The 14600-nt window shown below is 61.1% G+C and carries 12 protein-coding genes; 10 read left to right on the plus strand and 2 right to left on the minus strand.

Annotation, left to right across the window (positions count from 1 at the left end):
* Positions 1 to 141 precede the first annotated feature (141 nt).
* Positions 142 to 978: an endonuclease/exonuclease/phosphatase family protein gene (locus tag IG197_RS08930; RefSeq protein ID WP_083948692.1), complete on the minus strand. Its 837-nt coding sequence runs from the start codon at positions 976 to 978 to the stop codon at positions 142 to 144.
* Positions 979 to 1150: 172 nt separating this feature from the next.
* Between IG197_RS08930 and IG197_RS08935 the strand changes: the two genes are divergently transcribed.
* The 10 genes from IG197_RS08935 (at position 1151) to IG197_RS08980 (ending at position 13885) form a co-directional block, all read left to right on the plus strand.
* The gene (locus tag IG197_RS08935) at positions 1151 to 2701 is read left to right on the plus strand and encodes a phospholipase D family protein (protein ID WP_192318315.1); all 1551 of its coding nucleotides are present in this window, start codon (positions 1151 to 1153) and stop codon (positions 2699 to 2701) included.
* Between the two features lie 230 nt (positions 2702 to 2931).
* Positions 2932 to 3906: a DUF535 family protein gene (locus IG197_RS08940; protein WP_192318317.1), complete on the plus strand. Its 975-nt coding sequence runs from the start codon at positions 2932 to 2934 to the stop codon at positions 3904 to 3906.
* Positions 3907 to 4115: 209 nt separating this feature from the next.
* A complete protein-coding gene (locus tag IG197_RS08945) occupies positions 4116 to 5909 on the plus strand; it encodes a tetratricopeptide repeat protein (protein WP_192318319.1) in 1794 nt (597 codons plus the stop codon).
* Between the two features lie 329 nt (positions 5910 to 6238).
* Positions 6239 to 6442 carry a hypothetical protein gene (locus IG197_RS08950; RefSeq protein ID WP_192318321.1) on the plus strand — a complete coding sequence of 68 codons (204 nt, stop codon included), beginning with the start codon at positions 6239 to 6241 and terminating at the stop codon, positions 6440 to 6442.
* Between the two features lie 80 nt (positions 6443 to 6522).
* Positions 6523 to 6900 carry a hypothetical protein gene (locus IG197_RS08955; protein ID WP_192318323.1) on the plus strand — a complete coding sequence of 126 codons (378 nt, stop codon included), beginning with the start codon at positions 6523 to 6525 and terminating at the stop codon, positions 6898 to 6900.
* Positions 6901 to 7469: 569 nt separating this feature from the next.
* A complete protein-coding gene (locus IG197_RS08960) occupies positions 7470 to 11084 on the plus strand; it encodes a hypothetical protein (protein WP_246765342.1) in 3615 nt (1204 codons plus the stop codon).
* 93 nt (positions 11085 to 11177) lie between these two features.
* Positions 11178 to 11747, plus strand: a complete 570-nt coding sequence (locus IG197_RS08965; RefSeq protein ID WP_192318325.1) for a hypothetical protein — start codon at positions 11178 to 11180, stop codon at positions 11745 to 11747.
* A 1-nt stretch (position 11748) separates the two neighbouring features.
* Positions 11749 to 13023 carry a hypothetical protein gene (locus IG197_RS08970; protein WP_192318327.1) on the plus strand — a complete coding sequence of 425 codons (1275 nt, stop codon included), beginning with the start codon at positions 11749 to 11751 and terminating at the stop codon, positions 13021 to 13023.
* 278 nt (positions 13024 to 13301) lie between these two features.
* On the plus strand, positions 13302 to 13658 hold the full coding sequence (locus IG197_RS08975) for a hypothetical protein (protein ID WP_192318329.1): 357 nt from the start codon (positions 13302 to 13304) through the stop codon (positions 13656 to 13658).
* A complete protein-coding gene (locus tag IG197_RS08980; protein WP_192318330.1) occupies positions 13655 to 13885 on the plus strand; it encodes a hypothetical protein in 231 nt (76 codons plus the stop codon). Before IG197_RS08975 ends, IG197_RS08980 begins: the two co-directional genes overlap by 4 nt.
* 40 nt (positions 13886 to 13925) lie before the next feature.
* Here IG197_RS08980 and IG197_RS08985 read toward each other — a convergent pair whose 3' ends face one another.
* Entirely contained in the window at positions 13926 to 14552 is a 627-nt protein-coding gene (locus tag IG197_RS08985) for a DUF4145 domain-containing protein (protein WP_192318332.1), read from the minus strand.
* Between the last annotated feature and the right edge of the window lie 48 nt (positions 14553 to 14600).

The raw sequence follows: 14600 nt of genomic DNA on the forward strand, positions 1-14600 counted from the left end.
CCCGGTCGCGCATCATCGGCGTCGACAGCAGGTCTTGCCGGACTGTGCCGTCGCTGCTGTCTGCCGTCAGGCAAAGGACGATCGCCCGAAGCAGGTCGACAACCGGCGGCGCAGATCAGCGATTTCTTCGTCGGGCAGTGATCAGGCGGCCTCGGCGAGGCCGTTGCCCTTGGCGTTTAGCCGAATGACCGCCTTGATCGGCAGGTGATCCGAGGCGATGCGCGCCAGTGCCGTGTCATGCGCTTCGAGCTCGGTGAGCAGGCTGTGCGGCCGCGCCATGACGCGGTCCAGCGCCAGCACCGGGAAACGCGAGGGAAAGCTCGGAACGATGGCATGCATCGGCCCGAAAGCCGGTTCCAGGCTGCGCAGCGACGAGCGCTTGCCCAACCGCCATTCGTTGAGGTCACCGACAAGAACCGTCGGTTTGTCGCTGTGCAGTTCGGCTGCGGTCAGAAGCGTTCCGGCCTGCAGCTTGCGCGAATGGCGCAACAGGCCGAAATGCGCCGCGATGATCCGAAGCGGCCCGGCTTCGAGCTCGAGGTCGACGACCACGGCACCGCGTGGCTCCGCACCGGGCAACACGATCTGCCGCGCCGAACTGACCGAACCTTTGCGAAACATGACGACGTTGCCGTGCCAGCCATGGCTCTTGCGCCGGCCGGCCAGCGGCACCGGAACAAGCCCGGTCTCGCGCTCGACCGCTTCCAGGTCGAGCAGCCCTGCCCGGTCGCCAAAGCGCTGGTCGGCTTCCTGCAAGGCGATGACGTCGGCGCCGATCTCGGAAATGACCTGCATCGTGCGCTGCGGATCGAAACGGCGGTCGAGGCCGACACATTTGTGGACGTTGTAGGAGGCGACGACGATCTCGCTGTGCGCGCCGGCCTCAGGCGGCAACGACGTATCGCCCTGCTCCAGCGTCGAGGACCGGTGCGCGGCACCTGCTTCTGCTGAAATCTCAAAGCCTGGTCTGCTAGCCATCACTCGTCTGGAATCTCTGGGAAATTCGTGTTCAGTTGCGACAGGCGTTTTGCCAACAGTAACCTATATGGTCGAGCTATTCGAGGTTTACCACATGCGTCACGATGGCCTTCCACCGAAATGCTGTCGTCGGCACAAGGTTCCCATCGAAAGGTCTTGGGCCGCCTGACACATGAAACTCGTGGCCGTCGTCATAGCAGTTGTCGGGTTCCTGGTCATTGCCTCGCTGCTGGCGGTCTATGCCTATGGCCGCTTCGCCAAGCGCGCCCAGGGCATTTCTTCCCGCGCATCGCCGACGGCTGACAGCGACACCCCGTTCGACCGGCTGATCACCCCGCTGCTTGCCGACCATCCCGGCCAGAGCGGACTGGCGCTTTTGTCGTCCAACCTGCATGCCTTCGCCATCAGGGCCTACACCGCGCGCCACGCCCAGCGCAGCCTCGACCTGCAATATTACTACTGGAAGGACGACCTGACCGGCAGCCTGCTCGCTCGCGAGGTCCTCGGTGCCGCCGACCGCGGCGTGCGCGTGCGGCTGATCCTCGACGACATCAACGCCAAGGGCTACGACCCGAACTATCTCGCCCTCGACAGCCACGCCAACATCGAGGTTCGCCTGTTCAACCCGAGCTGGGCACGCGCCTTTGGCCTGCAGCGCGGGCTGGAGCTTGTGCTGCGCGTCATGCGCAGCACAAGGCGTATGCACAACAAGGCCTGGGTCGCCGACGGCAGGCTGGCGATCGTCGGCGGGCGCAATGTCGGCGACGCCTATTTCGATGCCTCGGAAGACGCCAATTTCCGCGACATGGACCTTTTGCTCGCTGGTCCTGTTGTCGACCAGACGGAGGCCATCTTCGACCGCTTCTGGAACAGCGAGGCGGTGCTGCCGATCCGTCACGTTACCGGCAGGGCAAGGGGCGACCTTCCCGCCCTGCGCAAGCGGCTGGAACGCACGGCAACGACCGGCCTGGCGGAGCCCTACATCCATCGCGTTGCCGAGGAGAGCCGGGAATGGTCGTCGTCAGGCATGGGCAGGCTGCGCTGGACCAGCGAGGCGACAGTCGCCTCCGATCCGCCGGAAAAGGCATCGGGTGCCGGCCAGGACAGCTGGCTGATGACGGCAATCCGGCCGATCCTGACGTCGGCGCGGCGGGAACTGCGCATCGTCTCGCCCTATTTCATTCCCGGCGAGACCGGCACGCGTGAGCTGACGGCGCTGGCCAGGAACGGCGTCGAGGTGACCGTCTTGACCAACTCGCTCGCCGCCACCGATGTCGCCGCCGTCCACGGCGCCTATGTGCGCTACCGCAAGCCGCTGCTCGAAAACGGCGTCGGCATCTTCGAACTGAAGCCAGACGAAGACCGCACCGACATGTCGCTGTTCGGCTCGAAGGGAGCCAGCCTGCACACCAAGGCCTTCATCGCAGACGGGGCGGCCGGTTTCGTCGGCTCGTTCAATTTCGACCCGCGCTCGGCCGCGCTCAACACCGAGATGGGCGTCCTGTTCAGGCAGCAGGAACTGGCGCGCGAGGTCGAGGCGGTGATCTCGGCGCAGACATCGCCGCGCAGCGCCTTCAGGCTGTCGCTCGATGGCGGCAAGCTGCGCTGGACCGACAGCGGCGACAATGGGCCACGCGAGCTCGGCCACGAACCGCAGGCCAGCCTGCGGCGGCGCTTGGTGGCCAAGGTGATCAGCTACCTGCCGATCGAATCACAGCTTTAAGCTGGACGCCAAGCGGTCCGCGATTTCGACTGCTTGCCGTCAATCCTGCAACAAAACCCTACTGCTCACCTACAATTCCTGACGTTTCCGGCCGTTTCCCGCGAAGATTTCGAATCAGCGCGGCCGGCACACGCCCGTCTTGCAATGCAGGCGCAATGCGTTGCGCCCCTTAGATCGCTCCGCCAGCCCACTGTTCCGGGCCGGCAGACGCAGTCTGAAGGAGCTGTCACGTGCGACACGAATGGAAACCGGAACTGGACCAGCACAAGCTGCTGCCCCAGTCGCCGACAAGGCGCGACAGCCGCCGATCATCGGTTTTCCTGCAGATGCTCAGCCTCGGCGCCCGCATCTCGCTCAAGCGCTCGGCGGTGTTCTGTCTGCGATTCGCCTGTCGGCCGGTCAGCACCTTGGGCTGGGTACGCTTTCTCGGCGATTTTTCCCTGAAACAGGCGCTGGGCCGGCCGCATGACGACCTTTTGCGCAAGTCGCTCGACGTCTTTTTCGTCACCGGTATTTCGAGCCCTGTTCGCCTCGGCCTGATGAAGACGCATTTCCAGGTAGCTGCCGAATTGCTGCGCCATGACGACCTCGCCGCCCTCTGGCGCGGCGAACGCCTCGACATGGGCGCTGTCTTCGGTCGCCATGAGACCTACAATATGCAGATGCTTTTGGCCGACCACTGCGGCTGCCGTCATGAAGGCGTCTTTGCCATCAAGCTGTCGCGGGCGAGCGACGACTACACGTTGTGGACGGCGAGCTTCGTCTTCGTCCGCGGCGAGGACGGCAGGCCAAGCCTGGCGATCGGCGGCATGCAGGGCCCGAAAGGGGCTGACGCCAAGCGCGCCGTCATATCAGCCACCCGCTGCCTCGGCGGCCTGCGTCCCAAGGACGCCATGCTGCTCGCCCTGCACGGCCTGGTGTCCGCCCCTGATATTTTGGCGGTGTCCAATACCACCCATGTCATCAACCAGCGCCGCCGCAAGCGAAGGAAGCTGATGCAGGCCGACCTCGACGGCTACTGGAGCGAACGCGGCGGCGTGGCGGCCGAACCATTCGGCTTCCGGCTGCCCGCGCCGCCGGCGCCTCAGATCGACAGCCCAAATCGCAGAGAACGGAGCAAACGCGGGTTCTGGGATTTGGGCAACGGGTTTTGTCGGTTCGCGAGCGTGAGGGCGCTTGCAAGTTCGCCACTCAAAAAGGCGTAGTTCAACCTTAGACCGGGAATGCTAGTCCGCATCCAAATGCGACCGCCTATAGGGCGTCCATCAGTTCGTAGTACGCTTGAAAATGGCCTTCGTGCGTCTCACGACAAACAACTGGCTGGTGGGCGAGTTCCAATCGTGCGTGCCCCCTCTGTGACAGTTCAGCTTACGATGGCTTCCACACCCAAAAAAAGCCGACTATATTTTCCGTCATGGGCATTTGGAATTTCCTTACCGCAGTTTGGACTTCTTATCTCACCGAGCTGAGTCTAGTAGAGCAATGTCTAATACTTCTTTCAATCATGGCTTACACTTATGCCATTTCGGCGGCAATCAGGCGTCGCTATCTTGGCGCGAACAAGAATCTCGCACTTGAGCTAGAAGAGGAAAAAGAATCATCCAGAAGATGGATTTCCAAATACAACAAGCAAAACGAAGATAATCAGAATCTTCTACGAAAAATACCAGATTGCTGGCACGATATCGTATCGTCTGAGCGGAGAAGCGGCAATGAAGAGCGCGCAGTTGGTTTTCTACGTGACGAAATGCGGGCACCCAGCCGCCCAATAGCCGACGCATGTGATGAATTAGCCAAGTATCATACTTCAGTAGCGTTCGATCTTGGCATTGAGCACCTTATCGCTGCGAAGAAATACTGCCGCCTTGCCATTCTCCACGACGGCCCGACGACCGCCCGCGAAACTATGGTTGATGAAATAGATGCGGCCTTATCGGCAGAAGGACTTGTCGAACCTGACGATTTCCTAGATTGGGGCGATTTACATAGCGCCTTTCCGTCAGGTGTCGACGGCTTAGCGACAATTGACAGCCTGTTAGAGGCCTTCGATCGACAATTACGCGCCGGGCATTACCGCATTGCAAGCTACATAAATGCGCGAGCACTCATGATTGCTCAGCGCAGCAAAATTACAGACCATCCCACAGTACTTGCAGGACGATATCAAAAAGCGGAGGTGCTCAACAGGCTCGGTAACTATCAAGCAGCACTAGATGAAATCGACGCATTCGCCGCGCTTCGGACTAAGGTGCTCACTCCGGATCACACCGTCAGTTTGGCGGTAAATTATCTTAAAGCATCAGTGCTCAGTAATCTTGGACGTCATCAGGAGGCCCTCGAGGAAATCGAGACTTTCTCCCCACGGGAGATCAACCAGCTAGGTCCCGGGCACTCCAACGTTCTGGCGACACGGCATCTGAAAGCAGAGGTGCTCAGTAGGCTCGGGCAGCCTCAAGGTGCACTAGATGAAATCGATACTTTTGCCCCGCTTGAACTCAAGCTGCTAGGTTCGGCCCACTCTCAGGTGTTCGCAACGCGCCATCTTAAAGCAGAGGTGCTGAGCAACCTTGGACGGCACCAGGAGGCGCTGAATGAAATCGAGGCCTTCTTAGCGCTGCGGACCGAGGTGCTCACGGCGGAGCACCCTAACGTATTGGCAACGCGTCACCTTAAGGCACAGGTGCTTAGCGCTCTTGGGCAGCACCAGGAAGCACTCGATGAAATTGAGACATTCACCCCGCTTCAGTTCAAATACCTGACGGTAGAGCATCCAAACGTGTTGGCGACGCGTCATCTTAAGGCTCAGGTACTCAGCGGACTAGGCGAGCACCGGGCGGCACTCGATGAAATCGATGCCTTTGACCCGTTGCGGGTCAAAGTGCTCGCCCCTCAGGATCCAAATATACTTGCAACCCCATTCCTGAAAGCTAATATTCTGACAAGACTAGGTCAATATCAAGCAGCACTCGATGAAATCGAAACCTTTGGTCAGCTTGAAATTAAACTACTCGGTTCGGAACACCACCAAGTCTTTGCGACGCGCCACCTTAAGGCAAAGGTGCTGAGCAGCCTTGGACATCACCAAAACGCACTCGATGAAATCGAAGTATTCGCCCCGCTCCAAGCGAGCGTGCTTTCCCCCGACCATCCGGATGTCCTTGCGACTGAAGAGTTAAGGAAAGCAATCTTAGGCAAGATCCAGAATTAGCGCTTAGCGCGGGCGAGAGCTTTTACGTCGCTATCCCGCAGCCTAATCGCGGCCGTCCTCGGAGAACCTTGCCGAAACATATCTTAACGCCTGCAACTTGAAGAAGGCGGCACCCGCAGCGGCACGAACGGTACGGATACGTAGGGACTGCCCTTCGGCTTCGCCAATTCTTCTAGAGATTTTTGTATGGGGAAGAATGGTGCTGCCAGAGAGGATTGAAGTTCCTCAAAGCGCAGCCAAAGCGTTGAAAACATTGAGCTTTTCAAGGCCGACTATTCGAAAACCATAGCAGTGAACCGCAACAGGTTTCAACCTATGGAGTCGAATCAATGACCGCCGATCTCTCTGCCGACCTTCCGTCCATCCCGACCTGTGAGGAACTGGCCGACAAACTGACCGCCGTGAGGTTCGCGAGGGATGCATTCAGCGTTCCAAGCGTAGCCTTCAGGTTTCTTGAGGCATGGGCGAAAGGGGAGGATGTCTCTTACTGGCTCAAGGAACTGGAGGAAGATCGGGCAGCTATGGACGATTAGCGCACGACCATAGCGGGCGGGGCGAGGCCTTTCCGTCCCTCCCCGTCACTGCCGCAGCCCATAGCCACCAGGTATCCAGCATGAACCATAATCCGCTCATCCAGGCCTATTTCCAGGCCAATCAAATTGTCATTGCCGAAGCCAGAGATATGCCGTTGGGTATGTTGAGAACTCTGCTCGGAGTCGCCCTATGGGGCAGCGAGGATAACGCCTCGTCCCCCTGGACGCTTGAGGACCTAGCGGAGCGCCTGGACGTTCCTCCTTCCACGGTCTCGCAGCACACCAGATACCTCGGATACGGGCTGAGGGGCACCATCGTCGGGCTGGACCTCGTGCGCACCTCTGAGAACCTCGACAACCGGCGCAAAAAGACATTCGTTTTGACGCCGCGCGGTCGCGCCCTGGTGGGGCAGATCGAGGCCGCACTGGCCCGTGGGTGTATTCAGGGCCGCATTTAGGGTCTCGCTTAGCATGGGCGCAGGCAATTGGTCGTGTACTTGAAGATTGATAGCGCGACCCAGCAATTTTCAGAGCAAACCGTGAGGGGCCAGAAGCTCCTTGCGGATGCTCCCGGCAGTCCCTTGGAGACTGTGGAAGATATTCGGACTTAGTCCATGCGGTCCGTCCTCACGAGGCAGCTTGCCGCCATCTTGGCGAGAGGCGCATAGCAGGCTGATTGCAATTGGGGCCGTGCTTAGTAGGACGATAGCAGCCTGCCGGAATTAGGACTGTGCTTGATAGTAGTAGCAGCGCCTCCGGCCAAATAGACTTCTACTTGAAGAGGGATAGCGGCCTTGCCCGCAATTAGTGCCCTACTTGATAGAACGATAGCATCGCCACGGCATTCCCTTCCTCGGGGGAGACATAACGAGGTCCCTTCTCGGGGGAGAGTTATTCGACCCTCTTAGCCTTTGAGGGACACGTCCGAGACATCAGATCAGTGACGGTATCCAGTCCTTCCTCCCCCTGAGGCGATCTCTCGGGGCAACCCTTCCGCACACCCTTTGACATGAAAGGAGCCACGACAGTGGACTCAACGCACTCCCTTACGCCCGTCCCCCAGGCCGACGCCAAGATGGAAGAGGAGAGGCTCCGCAGAGCCATCGCCGCCGCCGACGCAGACTTGGCCGCAGGACAGGCCCAGAAGGACGAGGCGGTGCTTCGGAACCTCAATGGGGCCAGCCTGATGCCCGACTTCATGGATAACATGCAGCAGTCCATCGGCGGCGGCATGGCCAAGGCGGTCTTCGAGGCCAAAGACTTCCTGGTAGGGGAGCCCGCCGAGGCCGACAAGTCCCCCATGCGCCGCTCCATAGAGGCCGCCGACCGGGCACTGGATCGCAAGAGCGCCGGCTACGGGCTCGCTTCCGGGGTCTCCCAGCTTGCTGTGGGGCTCATCGGGGCGGGCAAGCTCATGGCTCCCCTCAAGGCAACCCAGAAGTTCCAGCAGGGCGGCAAGTTCGCAGCTTCAGCCTTTGAGGTGGGGCGCGGTACCGTCGCTGGCGGCATAGTCCTGGACCCTCACGAGGAGCGCCTGTCTAACCTCATCGAGTCCTTTCCAGACCTTCAGAACCCCGTGACGGCATTCCTTGCCGCCGCTCCCGATGACACCCCCGCTGAGGGCCGCTTCAAGAACGCACTGGAGAGCATCGGGGCCGACCTCGCCCTCCTGGGTGCCGTCAAGGTCATTAAGTTCCTTCGCAGTGGCCAAGAGGAACTGGCGATCCGAGAGCTTGCCAAGCTGGAGAAGGCCAGGGGGGCGAATGCTGATGAGTTCGGTATGGACTTTGCCGATAGGTCTCTCCCAGACGCGGCAGCGATCAGACAGCAGGCGGACATCGTCAACGCACGGCAGGCGAACGTCGACGAATTCGGGATGGACTTCACGCCGACAGTGCAGCCCGCTTCGAAGGACGAACCGGCTACGGCCCTGGGCATCCCCGGCCAAGCGGCTCCCGATGCCCCTGCATCGGCCACTGTGACTCGCCCTGGGGCGCCCAGCGAGACCCCAAGAGCCGAAGCGGTGATCGATCCACACCGCCCCGTCGCGCCCGTAGAAGCCTCCACCGTGGACACTGAGACAATCCTGAAGCGCACCGAGTCCGATGTAGCAGCGATCTCTAAGTACGGCAGCCGTGAGGCCGCCGCTGAGGCCGGCGAGGCCATGACCAAGGGCAATCGCCTTCCGTGGCAGAAGCTTCGCACAACCGAGGGCCTACGCGCGTTCCTCACCAACGCAGAGCAAACACTGAGGGGCCAGATGGATGAGGCGAAGGGTGGCGCGATCATGTCTGACGCCAACGTCAATGCCAAGGTCCGCCAGATGGCCGAATACTTCGGGGACGAACCGGACATCCTCATCGGCCAGATCACCGAGGCCGGCGCGGGGGCCGCCCAGATGGTCTCCAAGATGGAGGCCGGGTATCTGACAGCCAACGCCATGACCCAGGACGCTTACACGACCGCCACCAAGCTACGGCATGGGCTCCTGGACGAATGGGGTGGAGACGCTGCGAAGGCGGCTGAAACCCTCCGCTCCCAGGTGCTCACCTCCATGACCCTTCTCGCATCGGCGCGGTCCATATCCTCCAATAGTGGGCGGGCGTTGAGGCGTATGCGGGGCGGCTTCAAGATCACCCCCGAGGACCTCGCCAAGGTGAAGACGATGGACCCCGAGCAACTCGCCAAGGTCTTCTATGCTACGGGGGGAGACCCCAAGAAGCTCGCCCAGGCGGTCAGTCCAGGTTTCCTCAGGAGAGTGACGGATGAGGGGGCCTTCCTCCTGTCCAACAATCTGCTGTGGCTCTGGCCGACGCACCTGATGAACGTCACCAGTTCCGCCATGATGATCGTGGGCAGGCCCACCGAGAAACTCTTAGGGTCCTTCGCCGTAGGTCCCCAGACGGGCAACACCATGCGCCGCCAAGCCCTCAAGGAATACTCCGCGACCGTAGCGGCTCTGGGCGACGGCTGGACGGCCATGGTGGAGGCTTTCAAGCGGGGTGACTCGCTCCTCAGTCCCCATAGTACCGAGGTCTTCCAGAGCGGCTCCCTCGGAGCCGCCTTGCCGCGCATCCAGTGGAAACCCATCAAGACAGTTTCCGACTTTGTGGACAATGCGCTCAACGCAGCCAACTATCGGAACCTGATCGGGCTCCCTACTCGCACCCTCGGGGCCGTGGACGAGTTCTTCAAGACACTCCGCTATCGGGCGGTGGTGCAGGCCGAGGCGGCGGTGGAGGCGGCGGAGCGCGGTCTCACTGGAAAGGACTATCACGCCTTCGTAGCGCGGCGGCTGGAGGACTCCATAGACCCGGCGACAGGGAGGGCGCTGGACGAGCGGGCGCTACGGGAGGCCCAGGTGACCACCTTCCAGCAGGAGCTTCTGCCGCAAACCTTTGGGGCCACCGTTCAACAGGTCCGCTCCCGCCACCCGTTGCTCCACCTAGTGCTGCCGTTCGTGAAGACGCCCATCAACGTGCTCCGCTATGGCGTCAAGATGACCCCCGGTCTGAACCTGATCCAGAAGGAATACCTTGGTGCGATACGGGGCGCGGCAGGACCGGAAGGCCAGGCCCAGGCAGTAGGTCAGATGGCTCTTGGCAGCGTCTTCATGGGGCTCGCCGCAACCCTCGCACTATCCGGCAAGCTCACTGGGGCGGGGCCTACGGACCCGGAGGTCCGACGACATCTCACGGCTTCCGGCTGGCAACCCTTCAGCTATGTGGTGGAGAATGAGGACGGGACCCGCACTTACGTGCCCCTAAGCAAGGCGGACCCGGTGGGCCTCTCCTTGTCCATGGTCGCCACCATTGTGGAGGCAATGCAGGTGGACCCCGAAGCTGACATGGAGGTCTCTATTGCAGCGCTCGGCTATGCCCTGGCGAAGAACTTTGCGGACCGCACCTTCCTGGCAAACGTCAACCAAGCCGTCCAGGCCCTTAGCGAACCCGAGAAGCGCGGCGGAAAGTGGCTTGGGAATACGCTGGGGAACCTGGTGCCGGCATCCAGCCTCATCCGGGGGACCAATCCCGACCCCTACCTCCGGGAGGCTCGCTCTGTCCTAGACACGGCCCTGAAGGACATTCCGGGTTACTCAAAGACCCTCCCGGCCCGTCGCGATGCCTTCGGGGAGCCCCTATTCCGCCGCGTGGGCCTCATCACCCATGATGACGCGGACTTGGTGGAGACGGAACACAACCGTATGATCCTGGAGACGGGAAAGGCCGGAATCGGTTCACCAAGCCCAGAGTTCGAAGGGCTCGACCTTCGGGACATAACCCTCACTGAGGGACCGAACGAGGGACGGAACGCCTATGAGGTGCTCCAAGAGCTTTCCGCGCATATTCCCGGCCAGCCAAGCCTCAAGTACGTCTTGGGTGGGATCATCGAGAGTGAGACCTACCAGGACATGCCGGATGGTGACCCAGACGTGAAGGGTACGCGGTTGTGGGCCTTGGGGGAACAAGCCGAAAGGTACCGTAGGGCTGCGAAGAAGTACCTCGTGATCCAGAATGTCGAACTTCAGAAATTGATCGGCGCTCGCCAACGGGAGGCCAGCGCGGCCCGCCTGGAGAAGCGCCGGCAGCGTGAGGGAGATGTCCCCGCGACGTTCTCAGAGATGCTCCAGCCGCAGCGCTAGGAACCCACAACAGCAATCCAGAGCGAACAACCAGCGCCGGGCCTCCTGCTCGGTGCTGGCCCGCGCTCGTCCATACGAGAAGGACCCTGCAAAATGGCAGGCAATTCCAAATACGGCTTCACCGCCGCGCAGATAGACAACCCCGGAGGCATTACGGCCTTTGTGGAGACCTGGAAGGAGCCCAACCAGAAGGCTGGAGGCTTCTCTGAGCCTAAGGGAACCTACGGCATTACCTGGGCAGGAGGTGGCAACGAGGGCATCCTGTGGGGAGGAGGCTTTGCCCGGAACCCCGAGCCTCTAATCGCCGAAGGGCTCGTGAGATTGCTCGCCGAGTTCTCCAAGCCGGCAGTCATCCACGCCCATGTCCACAAAGAGTTCTGGAAGCACGTTGCGCCAGGAGATGGATATGTCCGCCGAAGCAGCGGCGCGAGTTGGTCCTCCAAGGACTACCACGGCTTCAAGCCACTCTCCGAGGTCGCCCATGCCCTCGACGAAGGCCGGCTGCGCCTGGACCGCCAGGCGAAGCTCGGAAAGCCAACCACCAGCTCCCCGCGCTTAGTGGCCCATGGGCTCGCCTTGACAGTCCCCCGCGCCAAGATCGCAGAGTACCGACAACGCGATCCCCTCGCCCTCCCTTCACTCGGTATCGTCGTGGAGGGCTAGAATGGCGGGGATGGCGGGGCATGAGGAGGGGGAGCCGGAAGGCTCCTCCCCAGCAAAGGACCTCCATTTTGACCCCCGGATGGTCCCTCTCAGCGACACCCTATGCGGCCTTGCCGACGCCATCTTCCTCGAAACCGAACAGGCCGCCCCGAAGCTTTCCCGACAGCGCCGCGATGCCCTGGAGCGCCGCCGAGCGGTTACGTGGTGTCTTATCGCAAACCTTGCTCACGTATGGCTGGAGGTGCCACAGGGAGGCCGGCTCGCTGTTTCCCTGAAGAACACTGCCTTGACTCGCTACGACCGACGAGACTTCCCGCGCGAGGTCATTCGGCTGGCCGTGGAGCGCTTGGAGGCCGCTGGGCTGGTGTCGCGATATGCTGGGAGGCGAGGGCGAGACCGCACGGCACTTGAACCCACTGAGGTCCTCAAGGCCCGCCTGAGGCCTTTGGCGCTGTCTCAGAATGACATAGGGCGGATGCCTGGAGGCGAGACCATTATCCTCAAGGAGGCCAGCGTTGGGCGGGCTAGGCAGAAGGTGCTTGTGGACTATGCGGAGACCGCCGAGACCGAGACGATGCGGACCGAGATGGAGGAGATCAACGCCGCTCTTGAGGGTTCCGACATTCGGCTGGCCGGGACGAGGCGTCTAGATACTCGGCTCGTGCGCATGTTCCAGATTGATCCCGGCGATCATCATCATTTCGGTGCCTATGGCCGGCTCTACCGGGGCTTCTGGCAACCTCTGGAGAAGACAAAGCGCCAATTCATCACCATCGGCGGCCGGCCTGTGGCGGACCTGGACTGGGCCTCGTGCTTCGTCAACCTTGCGTATCACCACCAGGGCCTACCGCTGCCAGAGGGCGACCCGTATTGCATCCCAGGACTGGAGGGCCACCGGGAGGGCGTCAAGAAGGCTGTCTCCATGCTGTTCTCGCGCCATGGCCCGCTCCGCCGTCTCTCCGATGACCTCCGCAATCTCCTGCCGGCAGGGTGGACCGCGAGGCAGCTCATGGCGGCCATTTCGGAGGCACATCCAGGCATCGTGCCGACTTTTGGAATCAACATAGCGCCAAGCTTCACCCGGACCGAGAGCGACCTGATGGTGGCCGTCCTGCTTCGGCTTATCGGCCGAGGGATCGTCGCCCTACCGTGCCATGATGGTTTGCTCGTGGCTGATGTCTTCAAGGCCGACGCGGCGGCGGCCATGCGGGCCATTCCTGCCGAGCGGCTAGGCGTTTGCCTGACGGTAGAAGAGAAGCGGATTTGGAGACCCTGAGTTTATCTCTCCCCCTATGCCTCTCCTCCCTGCCTCCTCCTGGTATAGGGGCCTAGGCTTCGCCATCATCGGCCTCAATCAAGCTCGGGGCACGAGAGGGCTGCCGAGACATTAGTGCTTAATGTGACCGTGAAGTTACCGGACAGAGTTGCATCGGGACAGGGAGGGGATGAAGCGATAGCCTCCCTCTCTCAGTGTCTCCAAGCCTGCTAGGAGGTGCCCCTTGACTCTTGTGTTCTCTTTTTGTTCTATACGAGGAACACGTTGAGGAGGCCAACATGCCGACCAGCCAAGTTCTGCACGAAGCCCAGTCCGCCGCGCCCCTATTCCGCCACGCCGACATCTGGGAGTGGCAGTTCCATATGGACTACCTGGATGTAATCCGCGACTTGGTGGACGAGGGTCTCTTCAATGAGGGCAGACCTGAGGACCTCCTCGCGCAGAGCCTCATGTTTCGCACCCTGGATGACCTCAGCGCCTCGGAGCAGTGTCTTTTTGGGGAAAGCTTGGAGCCCCTCCTGGAGGTCCGCTGCACTGATCCTGACAGGTTCGCCTCTGAGTACCATCGTCAGAGAGCGGCCCGCCCGCGCCATCGTCAACGCAGTGGCTATCAGACAGGGCGGCTGGCTGCGTGACTTCAGCAGTATCCTCAACGAAGACCCAGACCGACCTCCTGGAGGAAGCGACGGAGGAGGCCATCAAGGCGTATGATGGAAATCCAAGGCAGGCCGTTAGGGCGCTTCTTGAGGTCAACGCTGAGCTTGAAGAGAAGCTGGGCAGGGCAGCAAAGGCGGTCAGCTTTGGCTACTCCCGAGGGTACCATATGCGGATGGTTGTCGAGCAGGACGACCCGTCCACTTGAAAAAGGGCCACAAGTCTGCGCCGGCCTAACTTGACTGACCTTAGGAGGCTGTCTCCTGGATACCTTCATCAACCCTGGCCGTGAATACGAAAAGGAAGTCGCCTAGAGCCGACGCGAACTCGACCACACGTTCAGCATCCTTCTCGCTTGGGGGCCTTGCGGTTTCATCGGCATGGCGCACGGCATTTGCTTCGAGGCGCACGCGATGCGCCCATTTTGCCATTCCCTCCGTAAGGAGGTGGTCGGAAACAGCCCTGTCTATCCTGGAGTAGAGACTTCCCTCCTTGTAGCCCTTTTCCTTGAGCATCGCGTCCACTGCGGACGCCGCCATCATGATTGAGGCGTCAGGGGCAAACTTCGTGTCGATTGCTTGCTTGAGGTATCGCTGGGCATCGCTTGGCAAGCTACCGTCCACCAATTTCGGATTGGGGTAGATCACCCTAATGGCTTGGTCTTGTACGTTTCCGTAGTCATCCAGGTTGGAGGCGAAGCCTTCCGCGAGCGTCACTCTCTGGCAACTGGAACACGTATAGGTCGCCCAATACACTCCAATATCATCTTCGAGATGCTGCACGTGCGCCCACTGTTGCACGAGCAAGGGGCTGGCGACGTTGCATTGAGGGCACCTCTCAATTCCCTTAAGTGGATTGCTGAACTCAAGCGCCATCTTGCCCTCCGCTCCGATCCTACAACCCCTAGCTGATTCCCGGAGCGC

Origin of the sequence: Aminobacter sp. SR38 (assembly GCF_014843375.1) — a bacterium.
Taxonomy (GTDB): Bacteria; Pseudomonadota; Alphaproteobacteria; order Rhizobiales; family Rhizobiaceae; genus Aminobacter; species Aminobacter ciceronei.